18 protein-coding genes are annotated in these 19574 nt (G+C 61.3%); 11 read left to right on the top strand and 7 right to left on the bottom strand.

The window, feature by feature from the left end; all coding sequences use genetic code 11:
• Positions 1–42 precede the first annotated feature (42 nt).
• Complete coding sequence (gene purE / locus MPAL_RS02120) at positions 43–435, top strand: 5-(carboxyamino)imidazole ribonucleotide mutase (protein WP_012617110.1); 393 nt, start codon at positions 43–45, stop codon at positions 433–435.
• A gap of 15 nt (positions 436–450) precedes the next feature.
• Here purE and thiC read toward each other — a convergent pair whose 3' ends face one another.
• Complete coding sequence (gene thiC, locus MPAL_RS02115; RefSeq protein WP_012617109.1) at positions 451–1749, bottom strand: phosphomethylpyrimidine synthase ThiC; 1299 nt, start codon at positions 1747–1749, stop codon at positions 451–453.
• Between the two features lie 25 nt (positions 1750–1774).
• On the opposite strand from thiC, the gene MPAL_RS02110 reads away from it, so the two are divergent.
• Genes MPAL_RS02110 through MPAL_RS02095 form a run of 4 tightly spaced genes read left to right on the top strand, consistent with a single transcriptional unit; the run spans position 1775 to position 3714 of the window.
• A complete protein-coding gene (locus MPAL_RS02110) occupies positions 1775–2374 on the top strand; it encodes an MBL fold metallo-hydrolase (RefSeq protein ID WP_012617108.1) in 600 nt (199 codons plus the stop codon).
• Entirely contained in the window at positions 2364–2798 is a 435-nt protein-coding gene (locus MPAL_RS02105; protein ID WP_012617107.1) for a GIY-YIG nuclease family protein, read from the top strand. Before MPAL_RS02110 ends, MPAL_RS02105 begins: the two co-directional genes overlap by 11 nt.
• 21 nt (positions 2799–2819) lie before the next feature.
• Positions 2820–3368, top strand: coding sequence for a flavodoxin family protein (locus MPAL_RS02100; RefSeq protein WP_012617106.1), 549 nt, complete (start codon positions 2820–2822; stop codon positions 3366–3368).
• A 37-nt stretch (positions 3369–3405) separates the two neighbouring features.
• Positions 3406–3714 carry a YunC family protein gene (locus MPAL_RS02095; protein ID WP_012617105.1) on the top strand — a complete coding sequence of 103 codons (309 nt, stop codon included), beginning with the start codon at positions 3406–3408 and terminating at the stop codon, positions 3712–3714.
• Between the two features lie 29 nt (positions 3715–3743).
• Here the strand turns inward: MPAL_RS02095 and cofH are convergent, their stop codons facing one another.
• Both cofH and MPAL_RS02085 read right to left on the bottom strand, forming a co-directional pair.
• The gene (gene cofH, locus MPAL_RS02090; protein WP_012617104.1) at positions 3744–4838 is read right to left on the bottom strand and encodes a 5-amino-6-(D-ribitylamino)uracil--L-tyrosine 4-hydroxyphenyl transferase CofH; all 1095 of its coding nucleotides are present in this window, start codon (positions 4836–4838) and stop codon (positions 3744–3746) included.
• Between the two features lie 14 nt (positions 4839–4852).
• Positions 4853–5563 (bottom strand): S24/S26 family peptidase, encoded by a 711-nt coding sequence (locus tag MPAL_RS02085; RefSeq protein ID WP_012617103.1) that lies wholly within the window; start codon positions 5561–5563, stop codon positions 4853–4855.
• 85 nt (positions 5564–5648) lie between these two features.
• On the opposite strand from MPAL_RS02085, the gene MPAL_RS02080 reads away from it, so the two are divergent.
• The 4 genes from MPAL_RS02080 (at position 5649) to MPAL_RS02065 (ending at position 10125) form a co-directional block, all read left to right on the top strand.
• Positions 5649–7052: a DNA-directed DNA polymerase II small subunit gene (locus MPAL_RS02080; RefSeq protein WP_012617102.1), complete on the top strand. Its 1404-nt coding sequence runs from the start codon at positions 5649–5651 to the stop codon at positions 7050–7052.
• A 54-nt stretch (positions 7053–7106) separates the two neighbouring features.
• A complete protein-coding gene (locus tag MPAL_RS02075; protein ID WP_012617101.1) occupies positions 7107–8135 on the top strand; it encodes a PAS domain-containing protein in 1029 nt (342 codons plus the stop codon).
• A complete protein-coding gene (locus MPAL_RS02070) occupies positions 8135–8692 on the top strand; it encodes a DUF7504 family protein (RefSeq protein ID WP_012617100.1) in 558 nt (185 codons plus the stop codon). The genes MPAL_RS02075 and MPAL_RS02070 overlap by 1 nt, the downstream gene beginning before the upstream one ends.
• Positions 8693–8973: 281 nt before the next feature.
• Complete coding sequence (locus MPAL_RS02065) at positions 8974–10125, top strand: FAD-dependent oxidoreductase (RefSeq protein WP_012617099.1); 1152 nt, start codon at positions 8974–8976, stop codon at positions 10123–10125.
• A gap of 61 nt (positions 10126–10186) precedes the next feature.
• Here MPAL_RS02065 and MPAL_RS14130 read toward each other — a convergent pair whose 3' ends face one another.
• The 4 genes from MPAL_RS14130 to tfrA are packed head-to-tail and all read right to left on the bottom strand — an operon-like array spanning position 10187 to position 17028.
• Positions 10187–12436 (bottom strand): GDSL-type esterase/lipase family protein, encoded by a 2250-nt coding sequence (locus MPAL_RS14130; RefSeq protein WP_012617098.1) that lies wholly within the window; start codon positions 12434–12436, stop codon positions 10187–10189.
• A gap of 45 nt (positions 12437–12481) precedes the next feature.
• Positions 12482–13888 carry a GDSL-type esterase/lipase family protein gene (locus tag MPAL_RS14125; RefSeq protein WP_012617097.1) on the bottom strand — a complete coding sequence of 469 codons (1407 nt, stop codon included), beginning with the start codon at positions 13886–13888 and terminating at the stop codon, positions 12482–12484.
• A gap of 42 nt (positions 13889–13930) precedes the next feature.
• Positions 13931–15403, bottom strand: coding sequence for a fumarate reductase (CoM/CoB) subunit TfrB (gene tfrB / locus MPAL_RS02050; protein WP_012617096.1), 1473 nt, complete (start codon positions 15401–15403; stop codon positions 13931–13933).
• Complete coding sequence (gene tfrA / locus MPAL_RS02045) at positions 15400–17028, bottom strand: fumarate reductase (CoM/CoB) subunit TfrA (RefSeq protein ID WP_048145064.1); 1629 nt, start codon at positions 17026–17028, stop codon at positions 15400–15402. Before tfrA ends, tfrB begins: the two co-directional genes overlap by 4 nt.
• 136 nt (positions 17029–17164) lie before the next feature.
• Here tfrA and MPAL_RS02040 point away from each other — a divergent pair, with 136 nt between their 5' ends.
• Both MPAL_RS02040 and purM read left to right on the top strand, forming a co-directional pair.
• Positions 17165–18553 (top strand): aspartate kinase, encoded by a 1389-nt coding sequence (locus tag MPAL_RS02040; RefSeq protein WP_012617094.1) that lies wholly within the window; start codon positions 17165–17167, stop codon positions 18551–18553.
• On the top strand, positions 18546–19538 hold the full coding sequence (gene purM / locus MPAL_RS02035) for a phosphoribosylformylglycinamidine cyclo-ligase (RefSeq protein ID WP_012617093.1): 993 nt from the start codon (positions 18546–18548) through the stop codon (positions 19536–19538). The genes MPAL_RS02040 and purM overlap by 8 nt, the downstream gene beginning before the upstream one ends.
• Positions 19539–19574 lie beyond the last annotated feature (36 nt).

Raw genomic sequence — 19574 nt, 5'->3', positions numbered from 1 at the left:
CACTATATATGGGAGAATATGGATATAAGCTGGAGGTCTTTTATGGCAGTTATATCGATCATCGCAGGATCTGCCTCTGATCAGCAGATCGTACAGAAGGTGACCACCGTCCTCGACGAGGAAGGGATCCCCTATGACTACCAGGTCCTCTCTGCACACCGCGACCCTGACCGGCTCGACGAGTACATCAGAACCTGTGATGCAAACGTCTTCATCGCGATCGCCGGCCTCTCGGCAGCGCTGCCGGGGGTGATCGCAGCCCGGACAAGACGGCCGGTGATCGGGGTGCCGGTCAGCGGTTCGCTCGGCGGCCTCGATGCGCTCCTCTCGATCGTGCAGATGCCCAAAGGAGTGCCGGTGGCCTGTGTCGGAATCGACAACGGGGCCAATGCTGCATACCTGGCGATCAGGATCCTGCATGCAGCGGGCGTCTGAAAATTAATTAAAAAATTATTCTTCTTTTTTTGGAGTCACATCAGGTGCAGGGAGCAGTTTATCCACGATCTTGAGTGCACAGAGATCCCCGCACATAGAACAGGTCTCGGTCTCGCCGTCACGGACATGGACCGCCTTCGCCCGCTCACCGAAGAGGGCCAGCTTGAACTGCTCGTCCCAGTCGAGCCTCCGCCGGGCCTCTGCCATCTGCACCTCGCGCTGCATGTAATGCCCCTTCGGGTCCCGTGCCAGGTCCCCGATATGAGCAGACAGGCAGGCAACGCGGGTCCCCTCGATGATGTCCTGCACGTCCGGCAGGGCCAGGTGCTCACTCGGGGAGACCATGCAGAGGAAGTCGGCCCCGTTCATACAGGCGATCGCCCCTCCGATCGCACCGACCACGTGGTCGTAGCCGGCCCCGATATCGGTGACCAGCGGCCCGAGCAGATACAGGGGAGCGTCATCGGTCAGTTCCTTGATCATCTTCACATTGTAACCGACCTGCGTGATCGGAATGTGCCCCGGCCCCTCGATCATCCGCTGCACCCCAGCATCGAGCGAGCGTTTGGCCAGCCGGCCGAGCGTGAGGTACTCGGTCGCCTTTGCATGCCGCTCGGCATCCTGCATGCACCCCGGGCGCATCCCGTCACCGAGACTGATCACGACGCCGGTGTCGGCGAGTATCTCGAGCAGGTAATCGAACTCGGCATAGAGCGGGTTCTCCTCACCGCTCGAGAGCATCATCGCGACATGGAACGACCCGCCGCGGGAGACGACGCCCATGATCCGCGGGTCGGACTTCAGCGCATCGAGGGCCTGCAGGTTCACCCCGCAGTGGAGGGTCAGGAAGTCGACCCCCTGCTTGCAGTGCTCGCGGATCACCCGGAAGAGCAGGTCGGCGTCGACGTCGGTGACATTCCCGGCTCGCCGGACCGCCTCATAGATCGGAACCGTCCCGACCGGAGCGTCGAGGGTCAGGATCTCCTTTCGAATCGCCTGCAGATCCCCGCCGGTCGATAGATCCATCAGCGCGTCGGCACCCTCGGCCAGAGCCGCCCGCCCCTTCTCCATCTCAAGAACCGGGTCGCACCGCTGTCCAGAGGTGCCGATGTTCACGTTCACCTTGACCCGGCACCCCTCGCCGACCGCAGCGATCCGATGTGGCCGAACCGGGTTGGCAAGCACGGCGATCCTGCCCCGTGCGACGGCGCGTGCGGCCTGTCGGGGTACAAGTCCTTCGTCCCGTGCAATGGTTTCGACCTCTGAAGGCACACCATGGAGACATTCATGGATCAGGCTATGCATAACACACATTTGTCAGGACTCCTTATTATTCTGCATGCCAGTCAGATGGATCCCGGGACGGGACGCGCAGGCCAACAGTTACCTCTTTGGCGATGTCCTCGTCGATGCAGGAGTGCTGCCGATGGCCGTCGAACGATACAAAGACCAGATCAGCACGATCATCCTGACCCACGGCCACTACGATCACACCGCTTATCTCAAGGAGATCGCCCACATGTGCAGTGCCAGGGTCTGTATCCACACCGCCGATGCCGAGGCGCTCTTCCGCGACGAGATCTCCCTGGCAAATCACTTTGGAGAGCATTCACCACGAATCGCACCTGATCAGAAACTGCAGGGTGGCGAGGTGATCGGCGGGCTGCTGGTGATCCCGACACCCGGGCATACCGCCGGCTCGATCTGCCTGTACTCTGAGGAGGAACATCTGCTCATATCAGGGGACACCGTCTTCACCGACGGGGCCTGCGGCAGGACCGACTTTCCGACCGGCTCGGCAGCAGCGATGGAGGAGTCGCTGATGTCGCTGCAGAAACTGGAGGTCGAGGGGTTCTACCCCGGCCATGGCGAGCCGGTCGACCACGGCGGCGCCATGCAGATCGCAGCAGCCGCAGTCCTCTGCAGACGTGGCTGGTAAAGGGATCTACTGCCTCTGTCTCAGGAACAGTCCTACCAGCCTTTCAATTGGAAGGCTCGGGGAACGGACCTTTTTGGAGGGGTGGCACCTGTATGTCGGCTCTGCACAGGGGTCGGGGGGGCTCGCCCGGGCGGATCGGCACCAGCGACTGGCGGCGGCCAGGGACCGGCGCCCCACCTGGCACATCGATCGCCTGCTCCTCTCGGACCGGTTCAGGCTGGCAGTGGTGATCACCGCAGAGACGGAGGCCCCCCTCGAATGCGCCCTGGCAGCAGCCATCGGTGGGAGATCGGTGCAGGGATTCGGGTCGAGTGACTGCCACTGCAGGTCGCACCTCTTCTATCGCCCGTCGGATCCGGTCGGCGAGGTCTGCACAGCGATGGAGGGGCTGGGCCTGGCGCCGGCGATCAGAAGAGTGATATGAGAGGAGAGGTGATCGACAGGCATGGATGTATGCGGACTATCCGGGAGCACCCGGCTGCACGGGAACACCGCGGCACTGGTGAACATCGTCCTCGACCAGTGCACTGCCGGCGGCCTCTCCACGAACTTTGTCTCGCTGGCAGGAAAGGAGATCCAGCCCTGCACCGGCTGTGAATACTGCAGCACCGAACACCGGTGCATCCTCGAGGACGACTGGGAGGCAGTGGCCGACATGGTCATCGATGCTCAGGTGCTGGTGGTCGGCGGGCCGGTCTACTTCTACGAGGTCTGCGGCCACCTGAAGAACTTCATCGATCGGACCTACTCGCTGTACCACGATAAACGGCTGATCGGGAGACACGGGGTGGCCATCGCCGTCCATGCGGACAAGGGGGCCGAACGGGCGATCGAGACGCTGGAGGCCTTTCTGAACACCCACCAGTTCGCCTTTATCGGCAGTGTGATCGGACGCGGGTTCAAAGCCGGCGATGTGTTGAACGATCGACGGGCCGTCAGCGAAGCCGAACGGCTCGGGGATGCGATCGTCCACCTGCTCCGCCCGAACGATTGATCAGGGTTAACGGGGCCGGCGTCAGAAGTACTGGGATATGACAGAGACTGAAGTACACCTGAAAGGAGGGATTGGAAGAGGGATCGTCATCCCGGCAGGGCCGGTGAACCTGGTCGCGGTGATCGCCGCCAGAGGCATGGTCGGGTGCGGAGCCTTTGACGTCGACGCCCTGCAGAACTTCACCTACCCTGCAGCAAAGGTGAAACCAGCGAGCGGCCCGTCCATACAGACGATCGACGACCTGCTCGCCGGCACGATCAAGAGCGCAAACCAGGCCGCCGCGGCCCTCGGGGTCAGGGAAGGGCAGACCGGCAGAGAAGCGCTCGATCTCCTCTCTGCAAACTAAAATAGATTTTTTATTATTTTTGCTGGACGTCAGGACGTCCGGTGCACCGGCTGGTAGACGGTGTTCCGCTCGATCAGCGGTCGACCCAGATCCTTGCAGATCCTGCCCATCTCGGTGGGATCGAGGTAAGCAGCCTCCTTCGCCCCGGCGTCCACGGTAACATCGTCAACATACATCGTCCCACCGAGGTCATCACCACCAGAGAGGAGCCCGATCTGGGTCATCTTCAGCCCGAGTTTCCCCCAGGAGACCTGAATGTGATCGAAGTTGTCGAGGAAGAGGCGCGAGACAGCCAGCAGCAGCAGATCTTCGCTTCCGGTGGCCCCTGAGGGGGCCTTACCTGCCATAAAGAGCGGGGTGTTCTGATGGATGTACGTCATGGGGACCAGTTCGGTGAACCCTCCGGTCTCGTCCTGGATCTCACGCAGCATTCCCAGATGCCGGATTCGGTCCCTGGCTGACTCGCAGGAGCCGTACATGATGGTGGCGGTCGAACGGATCCCCATACCATGCGCCTCCTTGATGATCCGGATCCATTCTGCACCAGGAACCTTGCGCGGACAGATCACATCCCGAACCTCCTGCACCAGGATCTCTGCTGCAGTTCCCTGCAGGGTCCCGAGGCCGGCGGCCCGCAGTTGATCGAGCACCTCGGCCGTGGAAAGTCCGCTCTTCTTTGCGACGAACGAGACCTCCTCTGGGCTGCAGGCGTGAATATCTGCCTCTAGGATCACCGCATGGACGGCCCCGATCATGTCCATGTAGGACTGGAGCGTGAATGCCGGGTGCACACCCGAGAGGAAACAGACCTCGGTGACCCCCCGTTCTTTCGCCAGCAGAGCATTCTCTGTGATCACATCGATGCTGTTCAGGTAGGCTCCTTCGTCACCGGATCTTCGCCCGAACCCGCAGAACCCACAGAGGTTCTTGCAGATGTTGGTCACGTGAAGGTTCTGATTTCTGACATAGGTGACGGCCTCGCCGACCCGCTCCTCGCGAAGCTCATCGGCCGCAGCGAGGACCTTGAAGATCTCGCGCCCCCGGATCGAGAGCAGGTGCAGCCCCTCGGCTTCAGTCAGCCGACGGCCGGCCAGCACATCATGCAGTATGACATCGGTATCCATTGTTCTCTCTCCTTTCAACGTCCCCGCTTTCCTTTCTTTCGTTTCTGATCCCCGGATTCATCCCTGCGCGACCTGAGATAGAGTTCATAGCCCAGCATCAGCACCACCACCACCACCACCACTTCAGGCAGGTGGAGCGGGAGCAGGCCGACCAGCGGAACCACAAAGAGCACCTTTCCAACGACCCATTCGGGTTTGACCGGCTGGATCTGGCCTATCCCGGCCAATCCGCCCTGCTGGTCCTCGATCGTGTTGTGGTCTCCTTTTGTGATATACCCCCCATGCGAGGCATGATAGGCGGCAGCGGCCACCGAATCGTTCACGTACCTGATCGCACGATGGATGATCGGATGTATCGCAGTATCCCCGTTCGGCCGGTAGATGATCACATCTCCATAGACCTTCTGGCCGGAGTTGTTCGGGAGGGAGTTATACTTTCCATACCCGTTCAGGGCCCCCTCCTCCAGGGTCTCCAGCGCTCCGAACCGGTCCTGCTGCACGACCAGCACCAGGTCCCCGACGTTCATATTCGGGGTCATGCTCTCGGATTCGATCGTCACGACCGCCGGCCAGGTTCCCGTGACCAGGAAGAGCAGCAGTGCAATTCCACCCACGACTCCGACCACCCAGATCAGGTCCCTGGCGAGCGAAAACTTCTGCTCCTCACTGGTCCTGAGTGCAGTCAGAAGCGACGGTTTCTCCGGATTATCCTTTGATCCTGACATTGTCTGCTGCTAAATTTGTCGAGCCATCTATTAATGGTACCCTCTTCCACACCATTATCCACCAGCCGGTACAATACTGATCAGAATGCTCAAGGCCAGCGAGATTCTGCAACGGTTCATCGAGACGAAACTGCAGGTCCATCCGGATGTGGTCAGGTACCTTCAGGAGCAGAACGATCCGACCCTGGTCGACCAGGTGATCCGAGACGCTTCAGACCAGACCGTCGTCGTCTCACCGGCGGTGATCCCGAAACTCCGTGCAGAGCGAGACGGAACCCGGTTCCTGACTGACCCGGGGCTGGAGGTGCTGGCCGGTATCGCCGGCACCTCAGAGGCCGTCACCAGTGTTCACGATTATGTCCACTACTTCCGGGACCGGTACAACCAGCTCGGCGGGATCGTTCGGGCCCGGGCTCATGCAATGCCAATCGAGGCGCTGGTGAAGACGACCCGATACAAACAGCAGGAGTGCACGATCATCGGGATGGTCGGAGACTCCCGGACTTCGACCAAAGGGCACAAGATCGTCCAGGTCGAGGACCCGACCGGGACGATCGCAGTTCTCTTCAACAAGAACCGGCCCGACTTCTCCGAGGCAGAGCGGCTGATCCCGGACGAAGTGATCGGGGTTCGGGGAACCCTGTCGCCTGAAGGGACGCTCTTCTTCGGGAACCAGCTGATCCGGCCGGACATCCCGATGAACCATGCCCCGTTTCTGAGCAAAACGCCGGGAAGGGCGGTGCTGATATCAGATGTGCATGTCGGCTCCAACACCTTCCTTCCTGAGGCCTGGGACCGGTTCGCCGCATGGCTCAAGACCGCCGATGTCTCGTACCTGCTGATCGCCGGGGACGTTGTGGACGGGATCGGGGTCTACCCCGGCCAGGAGCAGGAACTGGTCATTCAGAATATCTATGAACAGTACAATGCCTTCGGGGAGATGCTCGCCGAACTGCCGAAGAGGCTGAAGATCGTCGTCTCCCCCGGTAACCACGATGTGGTTCGGGGAGCCGAACCACAGCCGGCCCTCCCAGACAAGTTCACCGGTTCGTTCCCGGAGAACTGTACCGTCGTCGAGAACCCGGCATTGATCAGTCTGCAGGGGGTGCGGGTGCTGATGTATCACGGTCGGTCGATCGATGATATGATCAGCCTGATCCCCGGCGCCACGTACGAAAATCCGGGGCAGATGATGGAGGAGATGTTGCAGCGGAGGCACCTGGCTCCGTCGTACGGAAGGAGGACCCCGATTGCCGCGTCCAAACTGGACCGGCTGGTGATCAATCCGATCCCTGAGATCCTGCTGACCGGCCATGTCCATATCATGGGGATCACCCGGTACCGCGGGGTGCTCGGGATCAATGCCGGCACCTGGCAGGGGCAGACCGGATTCCAGAAGCAGATGAATATCAACCCGACTCCGGCCCGAGCCGTCGAAGTGGATCTTCAGACGCTGGAGTATCAGGTCCGCGACTTCAACGAGGCCTGATCTGCTGAAGGTTTGACAGAAGACGATGGATACAATCGAAGGAGGGACGAGAACATGAAGAGAGAGAGTTCACCAGGAAACGAGGAGGAGACAGACGCCTATAGGGCCTGTATAAATGAGTGGGAACGAACCTTCGACGCAATCGTCGACCCGATCTACATCCTCAACACCTCAGGGGAGATCCTCAGGGTCAACCGGGCCGCTGCAGACCTGGTCGGCATGGAGCCGGAAGCGATCATAGGACAGCACTGTTACCATGTTGTGCACAGGACTGAACACTTCACCAGTGGGTGCCCCTTCGTGAGGATGAAAACATCCTTGCGGCGGGAGAGTTACCAGGTCCAGATTCAGGACCGCTGGTTCATCGCGACCGTCGACCCGGTGATGGACGACCAGAACAGGTTGCTCGGTGCGGTCCATATCCTGACCGACATCACCGAATTGAAGATCGGACATGAAGCAGAGGCGCGCCTGGCCGCGATCGTCACCTCGACAGAGAATGCGATCGTCGGCAGCACCCCCGACGGGACGATCACCTCCTGGAATACTGGCGCCAGAATGCTGACAGGATATACCGGAGAGGAGATGGTCGGCTCGTCTCTGCAGAGACTGGTCAGACCAGAGGACCAGGAAGGAGTCAACACGATTCTGGCGGCGATCACCCGGGGCGACCGACTCCACCCGACCGAACAGATGATACTCAGGAAGGATGGTTCGACGATGGAGGTCTCGCTCTCGGTCTCGCCGATCTTTGATCAGGCAGGGGCGATCACTGGAGTCTCATGGATCTGTCGGGATATCTCCGGGCAGCGGAGGGCGGAACGGGCCCTGGTCGCCTACCTGACCGAGGCGGCCCTGCGGCTTCGCAACCCGGTCGCGATCATCAGGGATCAACTGGCCCAGGTGATCACCCTCGTCGACGAAGGGGAGATGACCGCAGAGCATGCGCTGATGCTGCTTCGGGTCCAGGTCAGCAACGCCACCCAGATCCTCGCCAATATCGACGACCTGAACCGTATGATCGCAGACGAGGCCGACGATATCCCGGATGCTTACCGCCGATTTCTGATGCGAGGAACCTGATGGGGGAGTACTTCACCAGTGAGGACCTGGCAGAAAAACGGATCTTCCTCGTCCTCTCGGCGGCCACGGCGCTGCGCGAGAACAACGCCAGGATTGTCATGGAGATGACCGCGCAGGGGTATGGAGTGATCGTGATCACGACCAGTTACCCATGTGCTGTCCTTCGGAGCGTATACACAAAACATGGCATCGATCTCGACCGGATCTCCTTCATCGATACGATCACAACCTTTGCGCTCGGGTCGACTCCAGGTCATGATCCCCAGTGCTGGTATGTGAACAATCCTTCCAACCTGACCGACATCGGGATCGCGGTCAGTGAACTGCTCAAACAGCATACAGACCAGAAGACCTGTATCCTGATCGATTCGGTCTCGACGATGCTGATCTACCTCTCGTCGGTGAACATCTCCAAGTTCATCCACTTCGTCTCGAACAAACTCCGGCTGATGGATATTGCAGGGATCTTTCTGGCGGTGGAGAAGGGGCTCGATCCCCTGCTGATGACCCAGTTGACCACCTTCGCGGACAGCACGATTGAGATGCTGGATCCCTGAACTGTGGCCAGATACTGCCCATCCACCACAGTATTGGATCCCATACCTTCATCATGTACCAGGGAACCTCTTTCTTTACCACATGAGTGCACGGGACGATCGCTATACGCTGATTCGAAAATTCCTTCAGGAACACCACTCGCAGCCGGTCTCGATCTCTGCCATTTCCAGGGCAGTGGGGATGAAACACAGCCCTTTTTTTCTATTCCGATGGATGGATAGGACGCTCAAGGAAGCACAGCCCCAGCATATTTATACCACCAGACCTTCAATCTGCAGACATGGGAACCGTCAGGGTCTATTTCACCGACAACTGTCCGTACTGCAAGATGGTCAAGGCTTTCCTCGATAAGAAGCATGTCGCGTATCAGGCCATCAATGTAGGGCAGGACAGGGAAGCTGCCGCAGAGATGGTGAAGATCTCAGGGCAATACGGGGTACCCGTGCTGACCGTCGACGATAAGGTTGTGATCGGGTTTGACACCCCGCGGTTGGAGGAACTCTTCGGCGCCGAGAAGAGGGCTGACGCCGTCGATGTGTTGATCATCGGTGCCGGCCCGGCCGGGCTGACCGCCGGTGTCTACTGCGCACGAAAGTTGCTCTCGACGGTGCTGATCACCGAGAACATCGGCGGTCAGGCGATGGAGAGCTGGGCGATCGAGAACTACATGGGCTACCGGATGATATCAGGCAACGACCTGATGCAGAAGTTCGAGGAGCAGGTGCGGCAGCAGTCACTCCGTCTTGACCTGGACAGGGTCGAGACGCTCGTTTCAGAAGGAGATCACTTCCTGGCCACGACCGCGACCGGCGGGACCATTCAGGCGAAGGCTGTGATCGTCGCCTCAGGTATGCATCCACGTCCGCTCGGGGTCGAGGGGGAGGACCGGTACCTCGGGCGCGGGCTCTCGGTCTGCACCACCTGTGACGGCCCGCTCTTCAAGGACAAGAAGATCGCTATCGTCGGCGGCGGCAATGCGGCGGTCCAGACCGCCATCGAGATGAGCAGGATCGCATCGTCGGTCAGTCTGATCGTCCGAGCCGATTTGAAGGCTGACCCGACCTATATCAAGAAACTCGAGACTATCTCGAACATCACGGTCCATCTGTATCACCAGATCACGCAGTTACACGGTGATCTCTTCCTCGATCAGATCACGATCACTGACAGTAAAACCGGGAAGGAGACCACCATCCTGCTGGACGGGGTCTTTGCCGAGATCGGCTGGCTCCCGAATACCGGGTTCCTCAGCGATCTGCTGACCCTGACCGGTGACGGAAAGATCGTCGTCGATGAGAACTGTCACACCAACCGTGCAGGGGTCTTTGCCGCAGGAGATGTGACCAGTATCAAGGGAAATCAGATCATCATCGCGGCCGGAGAAGGGGCGAAAGCAGCGCTCGAGGCCTACCGATACCTGACCCGACTCTGATACACTTCACTTTTTTATAATTAAGGATGAGCCGGGCGGCAGGTCTCTTCACAAAAAGGGATCAGAGCCTCTCAAAGAGAATGACCACATCATTGAAGTCGATCTGTCCGTTCTGGTTGAAGTCAAAGGCCGCCACCGGCTCGTTCTCAGCGATCCAGTCCATCTGGTTGAAGAAGATCACCACATCAGAGAAGTCGACCAGTCCATCCCCGTTCAGGTCCTCGTACTGTCCGTCGTTATTGGGATCGGTCGGTACCAGCGTCGACGGAGGGATCGGCTGCAGCGTACCGGTCTGATTCCCGGTCGGTGTGGGGGTCAACGTTGGTGTTGAGACCGGCACCGCGGTGAAGACGACATAATCCAGGTTCTCACCGTCGCCGGTGAACTCAAGTGTCAGTGTGTGGGTGCCGGACGGTAGGGAGACCGGGATGGCGGTGTCGGCATACACCTCAGACGAACCAGTGTCGGCGAGCACGACCGTGCCGGCCACGGTGCCGTCGATCGAGAGGGTGATCGTGTGGTCATCGCCCCAACTCGCCGCCCGGAAGGCGGCCGTGTAGTCGCCGGCAGTGGCAACCTGCATCGTATAGTTCACCCACTCCCCGGTCCGGATAAAGCAGAGGTCATACCCGCTGGCACCGGACTCGATGTCCACGTCGTCCTGCCGGTACTCCCCGCCCTGATTGCCCGGGGTGGTGTCATGGTAGGCCGTACCCTCGCCGCCGTTGTCGTACTGCTCCGCCTGCAGGGTGCCCGGAACGGTCAGGCTGGTGAACGGCCCGGGTGTGAAGGTTGGGGTCGGCGTCGGGGACGGCGTTGGCGTGGGGGGCACGTACGTGACCAGCGGCAGCGGGTCGACGTTGCCGCCCCAGACGGTGTACTGCTGGTCAGAGAAACCATCGTGGTCGGCGTCCGATGCGGTATCAGAGAACCCGGTCCCGGCGGTCGACCCCCAGTAATTACCGCCGAGCGAGGGTCCGCCGGCGATGTTGGTCCCGGCCTGTACCGGAAGCGCCCAGACGGTGCTGGTGACAGTGCCCGCAAAGACGGCATTATTCTGATTTTTAAGCATATTATCGACCACGCCGGCCCCATCGACATTCGCCAGGTAGACCCCGCGGATGTTCCGGGTGATCGTGTTCCCCCGGATCGTGGTCCTATCACCACCCGAGTACAGGACCACCCCGGCAAACGAGTTCCCCGTGACCTCACACCCGGTCACCGTCCCGCCCGTGACACCCTGGTAGTAATAGATCCCATAGCCCCAGTTCGAGACCTTCAGGTTCCGGATCACCACCCCGCTGATCGGGGTGTCACTGGAGGAGACAAAGACCCCACAGGACCCGTCCTGACCGGTTCCACTGATCGTGTGCTCGTTCCCTTCGAGCACCACGTTAGAACTCGCAATCTCGATCCCGACCTGGCTCGAAGAGCCGGTGATGTCGTTCGCCAGGGTGTACGTCCCCGGTACCGTGATCTTCACCGGTCCCGTGATCAGGTGCGAGTCCTGGGTCGGTGTGGGTTTCGGGGTCGATGTTGGAGTCGACGTTGGTGTCGGCGTGGGTGTCGACGAATCGAGCAGCGGAACCAGCGCATTATACCATTTCGCTGCAATCTTCTTCTCCCCCTGCAGGTTCGGATGGACACCGAGCGGCAGCTGGTTGTCGGCCAGGCCGTCGTACCCCGAGTAGAGATCAACGATCTTGACCGGGGAAGCGGTGGTGCTCTTGTCGGCCGCCACCTCCGGGATCCTCTGGTTCAGGGCGATCAGGTTCTCACGGTAGATCGACGTGGGGATCACCGTCCCGACCAGGATCTTCACGTGCGGGTTCCGGTCCCGGAGGGTGTCGATGATCGCCTCCAGGTTTCGAATGCTCTGATCGGCTGGTACCTGGTGAAGGACGTCGTTGGTCCCGAGTTCCACCAGCGCGATATCAGGAGAGTAGGACCCGAGCCACCCGGAGAGGTGTCCCTGCCAGGGGTCGTCGGAGGCGCCGTTCAGGATCCCGTCGGTGGTGTACCCCCCATGCCCTTCATTGTCCTGGTCGAACGAGAAGTCCTGGAACCGGGGCTGGTCCCAGCTCCCGACAAAGTCCACGTCATACCCGTTGTCCTGCAGCGAATGCCAGAGCCAGTACCGATAGGTCGGGTACTGAGCCTCATCAGCGGTCTGGGTGGACCCCTTGGTGATTGAGTCTCCAAGGGGCACGATCTTGACCGTAGCCTCGGCCGGCCCGGGTATGGACGAGAGGAAGAGCACCAGAAGAGCCGTCAAACTGAGCAGAGAGAGGACACGGAGAGACGATACCATCGAATACTACTCTTTTTGGCAGGTTCAATAAAGGTATCTGCAGGGTCAGAGGAGAGAGAAGACCCTGACGATATCATTGAAATCGATCCGACCGTTCCGGTCGAAGTCGAAGACTTCAACGGGTTCATAGCCTGCGATCCAGTCCATCCGGTCGAAGAAGAGGACGACGTCATTGAAATCGAGTGCCCCGTTGCCGTTGAGATCCTCGTACAGCCCGTCCTGATCAGGGTCTGTCGGCTGCAGCGTCGACGGCGGGATCGGCTGCAGCGTCGGTCTCGACGTCGGGGTCGTCACCGGCACCGCGGCGAAGGAGAGATAGTCCAGGTTCTCGCCGTCACCGGAGAATTGAACGGTCAGCGTGTGGGTGCCGGCCGACAATGAGACCGACATGGTGGTGTCGACATATGCTTCAGAGGAACCGGTGTTCGCCAGTCCGGCCGATCCGACCGAGGTGCCGTCGACAGAGAGGGTGATCGTATGCCCGTCGTTCCAGGCCGCGGTCCGGAAGGTTGCCGTATACTCCCCGGCGGCGGCCACATTCACCGTATAGTTCACCCACTCTCCATCGCGGATGAAGCAGAGATCATAGCCGCTGGCACCGGACTCGATGTCCACATCATCCTGCCGGTAGGCACCCCCCTGGTTGCCGGTGGTGGTGTCATGGTAGGCAACACCTTCGCCTCCTTTATCATAGGCCTCGGCCTCGACCCGCCCGGGGATGGAGAGATCAGTGTACGGGCCGGGGCTCTCGAGGTACGGGGCCAGAGCCGCGGCATACCTGGCTGCGATCTTCTGCTCGCCCTGCTGGTTCGGATGCAGGTACCGTTTCGGCTGGTTGTCGTCATACCCGTCGTAGCCGGTGAACTGGTCGACGATCACGATCGGGGAGGAGGGGGTGCTCATCGAGGCGGCGATCCCCGGGATGGCGCTGTTCAGGGCCGGCAGGTTCGAACCGTACCCGCCCCGCGGGATCACCGTCCCGATCAGGATCACGATCGAGGGGTTCTTCGCACGGAGGATCGTGACGATCTGTTTGAGGTTTCCGATCGTCGTCTCCACCGGCACCCCGTCCATCGCATCATTGGACCCGAGGTGGACGATAGCGATGTCGGGGCTGTATCCCGTGAGCCAGGTCTTCAGCCGATCGGTGCCGAGAAGATCGCGGGTCCGGTAACCGTCATGCCCCTCGTTATCCTGGTCGAAGGAGTACGGGAGTTGCGGCTGGTCGACACTGCCGACAAAGTCGACGTCGTAGCCTCTGCTCTTCAGAGTCTGCCAGAGCCAGTACCGGTAGGTCGGATGGGAGAGTCCGTCGTCGTTCTGGAGGGTTCCCTGGGTGATCGAGTCGCCGATCGGAACGATCCTGACCGTCCCGACCACCGGGGCGACCAGAAGCAGGAGAAAGAGAACAGTTACCAGCAGGCAGACCGGGATAGAGCGGAGTGGATGCATCTCCTCCTATCTCTGCCGGACTCTGGTAAAATAGTATCCGGATCAGGCAGAAGGGGTACCCTTCGCCTCTTGCCGGTCCTTCTCGCGGTACCCCTCGAGCAGGAGGGTCGCGATGTTCATCACCGGCTTATCGGTGTGCTGGCTGATATGGAACTCACAGAACGGACAGGAACTGATCACCACGCTGGCCCCCGATCCCTCGATCGCCGATCGCCGCATCTCGCCGAGGGCTTCGGCCTCTGCCGGGTTCCCGGCCTTGACCCCGCCGCCCGAGCCGCAGCACTGGGAGGGCATCTCGACCAGGTCGGCCACCTGTCGGATCAGGGCGCGGGGCTCCTCGCTGATCCCCTGACCGCGAAGAAGGTGACAGGGATCGTGATAGGTGACGGTTCGGGCGAGCTTCGCCGGAGGCTCGATCCCGAAGTGGGTCAGCACCTCGTTGATGTCCATGACCTTGAAGGGGACATGCAGGTAATCGTTCTTGATCGTCGACCCGCAGCCGGCACACATCGTCATCACGATATCGATCTTTCTGAACCGGAACGCATCGATGTTCCGGCGGACCAGCATGGCGAGGTACTTCCCCTGCCCGGTCCGGAAGAGCGGCGAACCGCAGCAGACCTGTTCACGCGGGATGATCACCCTGATCCCGTTCCGCTTCATCACCTCCATCGCATCGAGCGCGGTCTTTGGGAGGCGCATATTGTACATGCACCCGACAAAGAACCCGATGGTCGCCCGGACCGGCCCGTACGGCTCGATCTGATCGGGGACCAGTTCCAGGAACGTCGGTTCGGTGCGGGTCACACTCCTACCGGTCGCCCGGACCAGTTCGGCCACCTCCAGATGACGCGGGAGGGTCAGCCCCTGCTTGTTGGCCAGGGAGCGGAGTTTCTCGATCGCCTTGCCCGGGATCCGGATCTCCTTCGGACAGACCTCCCAGCAGGCCTGGCAGGAGGTGCAGGTGAAGAGCCCCTCAGCCACGGCCCGGGTGGCCCGGTCGCAGGTGTCCCGGCTGTCCAGGGCCAGCCGCATCTCCTGTCGCATCACCGTCGGGCCCAGAAAGTCGGTGACCTTCATGGCAGGACAGATCGAGACACAGGCGAGGCAGCCGATACAGGTCGAGAGCGGTCGGATCGCCTCGACAGCACGCTTGGTCACCATCACCGACTCAGGCCCGGGGACCAGCGGCGGCAGGTCGGCGAGGAGCGGGACCAGGTCCACCATCAGGTCCTTCTTCAGCGGCAGGGCCAGCGGTTCGATGGTGATCCCGTCGCGGGCCTCGGCGGTGCAGGCCAGCACCGGCTTCCCGTCCACCCTGACCGCACAGGAGCCGCACTGTCCTGAACTGCAGCAGTACCGGTACGAGAGGGTCGGGTCGATCTGATCGTGGATCGCATGAAGGAGGTGGAGCACCCGTGCCCCTTCGTTCACCTCGATCGTGTACGGGACATAGCGTGGCTCTTCCCCTTTCGCCGGGTCCTGCCGGAAGACGGTGATCGTCATCGTGGTCATACCGGCACCTCCCGTCGCTCGATCCCTTCGCCGGCCAGCGAGAGGAAGGTATGTCCAAACGGCGAATGCTTCGGCGTCCAGTCCTGCTCGACGTCCTTTCTGAGGTGAGCCCCGCGGGACTCGTTCCGCAGCAGGGCCCCCCGGATGACCAGCGAGGCGGTCAGGCACATATTCTGGACGGTGCAGCACTCGACCAGGTTCTGAACGGAGACAGCACGGAGCGGGATCCGGGCCAGGTCTGCGACGGTCTCCCGGGTCTCCTGCAACTCGGCGGCCGTCCGGAAGATCCCGGCCCCGTCCCACATCACCTTCTGCAGCCGGTGCGAGACCTCGGAGGGGAGACTGGTTCCTTTTCGGAACTGCTCAAGCCTCGCTTCCTGTGCTTCCACCTGCGCCGGATCGATCGCATGCTTCCTGACCGTGGCCAGGCCGGCAGAGAGGCCGGCACGCCTGCCAAAGACCTGCGTCTCAGCCAGTGCATTCCCGCCGAGCCGGTTCGCCCCCTGGACGCCACCGCTGGACTCACCGCAGGCAAAGAGTCCGGGGAGCGTGGTCTGGCAGTCCGGGGTGATCCGGAGCCCGCCCATGAAGTGATGCGCCGTCGGCGCCACCTCGATCGGGTCCTTTCGAATGTCCACCCCATAGAGGAGGAACTGTTCGAGCATCACCGGCAGCCGGAGTTCGATCTGCGCCGCCGGCAGGTGGGTGACGTCCAGGTACACCCCCCCGTGCGTGGTCCCGCGGGCCTCGAGCACCTCGGTGGCGATCGCCCGGGCCACCACGTCGCGGGTCGAGAGTTCCATCCGTTCTGGGTCGTAACTGTCCATGAACCGCTCGCCCATCGAGTTGATCAGGTAGCCGCCCTCGCCCCTGACCGCCTCGGTGACGAGCCGGCCGCGTGCATCGTACGGATAGACCGCCCCGGTCGGGTGGAACTGGACCATCTCCATGTCGATCAGCTCCGCCCCAGCCCGGTAACCGAGTGCGTAGCCGTCGCCGGTGCCGCTCGATGAGTTGGTCGAGATGTCATAGATCCGGGACCCGCCGCCGGTGGCGATGACGGTGCTGTCCGCCCGGATCAGGAGCATCTCCCCATTCTGATCGAGGGCGATCGCCCCGGCGACCCGGTCGCCGTCCTTTAAGAGTTCGACCACCGTCACCTCCTGCATCACCGTGACATCGGTCAGAGCCAGACGGGAGACAAGGGTCATCATCATCTCGTGTCCGCTCCGGTCGCCGGCATAGCAGGTCCTCGGAAACCGCTGCCCGCCGAACGGCCGCTGGGCGAGCTCGGTCATATCCTCCATATCAAAGACCGCTCCCCAGGCGAGCAGGTCTGCCAGCCGGTCGGGCGACTCCTCGACCAGCGCTCTGACGAGGGCCGGCTCGTTGAGGTAGGCCCCGCCCTTCAGCGTGTCCTCGTAGTGGGATGTGCAGGAGTCCTGCTGGCGGAGGACGGCATTGTAGCCCCCCTCGGCCATCGTGGTGCAGCCACCCTTTCCGACGATCGTCTTGGAGATCAGGACGGTCTCCCCATATGGTGCGGCCTCGATGGCGGCACGCACCCCGGCTCCGCCGCTCCCGATCACCAGCACATGACAGTCCACAACGTTATCTGCACGCATCTTATTATGAAGGGGATTTATAATTAGATAAAGAAACGTGTGGTGAGTTCGAGAGCTCATCTGCGCGTCCGGCGAAGAAGCCCGGGCAGGTTCAAAAGAAGATAGTGTTGGGACTGGACAATACATGAGATTCTTAATGAAATTCGGGGGAACATCGGTGGCCGATGGAAAGTGCATCGCCAGAGTCGTCGAGATCCTCAACCATTACTATTCAACAGGGAACGAACTGGCGGTCGTCGTCTCTGCAGGCCACGGGGTCACCGATCAACTGATCTCAGCGGCAGAGGATGCCGTCCGTGCAGACGAGGGGGCCAATCTGGATCAACTGGTCCTCTCCCTGCGGACCCGGCACAGCAAGACACTGGAGGCGATCGCCCCCGACCTTCACGACGAGGTGATGCAGGAGATCGATGCCCGGCTGAGCAACCTCAAGAACATCCTGAGTGCGGTCCATAACCTGCGCGAACTGACGCCGCGGTCCAGGGACTATATCATATCCTTCGGCGAACGGCTCTCGGCACCGGTGGTCTCTGCAGCCCTGCGGCAGAACGGAATCCCCTCAGTAGCCCTGGACGGCTGCGAGGCCGGGATCCTGACCAACAGCGACTACGGGAATGCCAGAGCCCTGCCTGAGAGCGAGAGACGAATCAGGTCCCGGGTCGTCCCACTCCTGAACGACACGGTCCCGGTGATCATGGGCTTTATGGGCTGCACCGAGAACGGGTCGGTGACCACCCTCGGACGGAGCGGGTCGGACTATTCGGCCTCGATCATCGGGGCAGGGATGGACGCGGATGAGATCTGGATCTGGACCGACGTGGACGGGGTGATGACCTCAGACCCGCGGATGATCACCGATGCACGGGTGATCCCGATGATCTCGTACCTCGAGGCGATGGAACTCTCATACTTCGGGGCGAAGGTGCTTCACCCGCGTTCGATCGAGCCGGCGATGCAGAAGGATATCACCGTCCGGGTGAAGAATACCTTCAACCCGTCCCATCCGGGGACCTGCGTGATCAGGCGCGAACACCGGGAGAAACGGGTCGTGAAGGCGATCTCGTACATCGAGAAGGTCGCGCTGATCAACATCAACGGCGCCCAGATGATCGGACGGCCCGGGGTGGCCAGGACGATCTTCTCGGCGCTGGCCGACAACCATGTGAACGTGATGATGATCTCGCAGGGATCGTCTGAAGCGAACATCTCGCTGATCATCGACGAGAACCACCTGGACCGTGCGATCCTGGCCCTCTCTGAAGTCGTGAAGGAGGGGATCGTCCGGGAGGTGACGACCAACCGGGACGTGATCGCCGTCGCGGTGGTCGGGGCCGGCATGGCCGGCGAGGCAGGAACCGGCGGGCGGATCTTCTCCGCCCTCGGAGAGGCCGGGGTGAACGTGATGATGATCTCGCAGGGGTCCTCCGAAGTGAACATCTCGTTCGTGGTCAGGGGAGAACAGGGACCGTGTGCGCTTCGTGCCCTGCACGACGAGTTCCGCCTCTCGGAGGAGTGCCATGAGTGAACATGCCTACCGCGACGCCGGGGTCGACATTGACCTCGAGGCCGCTGCGGTGAAAGCACTGATCGGCCAGCTCTCGTTCCGCCGGCAGGGATCGTATCCGATGCTCGGAAAGGTCGGCCACTTCGCCGGGCTGATCGACTTCGGGCCCGTGGCCCTGGCGCTGGCCGTCGACGGAGTCGGGACCAAGATGCTCATCGCCGACCACCAGCAGAACTGGAAGACGGTCGGGATCGACTGCATCGCGATGAACGTCAACGACCTCTACGTGATGAACCTGGAGCCGATCGCGTTCGTCGATTACATCGCCACCGACCGTCTCTCGCTCGAGAAGATGACCGAGATCGGGATCGGATTGAATGAGGGGGCCAGGCAGGCGAATATGAACATCGTCGGCGGGGAGACGGCCTCGCTCGCCGGGCTCGTGAACGGTCTCGACCTCGCCGGGGCCTGCCTTGGGGTCCAGCAGAAGGAACGGATCATCTCCGGGGAGGCGATCCGGCCGGGCGATCTCGTCATTGGGGTCCCGTCGACCGGGGTCCACTCCAACGGCCTCTCGCTGGCGCGAAGGATCGCCGAGACCCATGATGGCTACGACCAGGAGATACGGCCGGGAAGGACACTCGGCGAGGAACTGCTGACCCCCACGAGGATCTATGCCGAGGTGCCGGCCATCACCGCGGCCCATGAGGTGCACGGGATGTGCCACATCACCGGCGGCGGCCTTCTGAACTTCACCAGGCTGAGCCGGTTCGGGATCGCCATCACGGATCCTCTGCCACCACAGCAGGTCTTCACCTGGCTGCAGGAGACCGGCGAGGTGAGCGAGGTCGAGATGTACCGGACCTTCAACATGGGCATGGGGTACGCGCTGGTCATCCCACCGGATGCAGCGGACGGGGTCGTGCGTGACCTGCCGGGCTCAAAGATCGTCGGATCCTGCACAGAAGAGGCGAAGATCACGCTCTGCGGAACCGAGATCAGATAAAAGAATATATTCTCTTTTGGTATTTTTTTAAAAAAT

The organism is Methanosphaerula palustris E1-9c, assembly GCF_000021965.1.
Lineage (GTDB): Archaea > Halobacteriota > Methanomicrobia > Methanomicrobiales > Methanospirillaceae > Methanosphaerula > Methanosphaerula palustris.
The sequence above is the reverse complement of the archived record's forward strand: the minus strand, read 5'-3'. Positions and strand labels throughout refer to the sequence as shown.

Coding starts and splice junctions, on each gene's coding strand:
- purE (WP_012617110.1), top strand. CDS start 43: ATGGCAGTTATATCGATCATCGCAGGATCTGCCTCTGATCAGCAGATC.
- thiC (WP_012617109.1), bottom strand. CDS start 1,749: ATGTGTGTTATGCATAGCCTGATCCATGAATGTCTCCATGGTGTGCCT.
- MPAL_RS02110 (WP_012617108.1), top strand. CDS start 1,775: ATGCCAGTCAGATGGATCCCGGGACGGGACGCGCAGGCCAACAGTTAC.
- MPAL_RS02100 (WP_012617106.1), top strand. CDS start 2,820: ATGGATGTATGCGGACTATCCGGGAGCACCCGGCTGCACGGGAACACC.
- MPAL_RS02095 (WP_012617105.1), top strand. CDS start 3,406: ATGACAGAGACTGAAGTACACCTGAAAGGAGGGATTGGAAGAGGGATC.
- cofH (WP_012617104.1), bottom strand. CDS start 4,838: ATGGATACCGATGTCATACTGCATGATGTGCTGGCCGGCCGTCGGCTG.
- MPAL_RS02085 (WP_012617103.1), bottom strand. CDS start 5,563: ATGTCAGGATCAAAGGATAATCCGGAGAAACCGTCGCTTCTGACTGCA.
- MPAL_RS02080 (WP_012617102.1), top strand. CDS start 5,649: ATGCTCAAGGCCAGCGAGATTCTGCAACGGTTCATCGAGACGAAACTG.
- MPAL_RS02075 (WP_012617101.1), top strand. CDS start 7,107: ATGAAGAGAGAGAGTTCACCAGGAAACGAGGAGGAGACAGACGCCTAT.
- MPAL_RS02070 (WP_012617100.1), top strand. CDS start 8,135: ATGGGGGAGTACTTCACCAGTGAGGACCTGGCAGAAAAACGGATCTTC.
- MPAL_RS02065 (WP_012617099.1), top strand. CDS start 8,974: ATGGGAACCGTCAGGGTCTATTTCACCGACAACTGTCCGTACTGCAAG.
- MPAL_RS14130 (WP_012617098.1), bottom strand. CDS start 12,436: ATGGTATCGTCTCTCCGTGTCCTCTCTCTGCTCAGTTTGACGGCTCTT.
- MPAL_RS14125 (WP_012617097.1), bottom strand. CDS start 13,888: ATGCATCCACTCCGCTCTATCCCGGTCTGCCTGCTGGTAACTGTTCTC.
- tfrB (WP_012617096.1), bottom strand. CDS start 15,403: ATGACCACGATGACGATCACCGTCTTCCGGCAGGACCCGGCGAAAGGG.
- tfrA (WP_048145064.1), bottom strand. CDS start 17,028: ATGCGTGCAGATAACGTTGTGGACTGTCATGTGCTGGTGATCGGGAGC.
- MPAL_RS02040 (WP_012617094.1), top strand. CDS start 17,165: ATGAAATTCGGGGGAACATCGGTGGCCGATGGAAAGTGCATCGCCAGA.
- purM (WP_012617093.1), top strand. CDS start 18,546: ATGAGTGAACATGCCTACCGCGACGCCGGGGTCGACATTGACCTCGAG.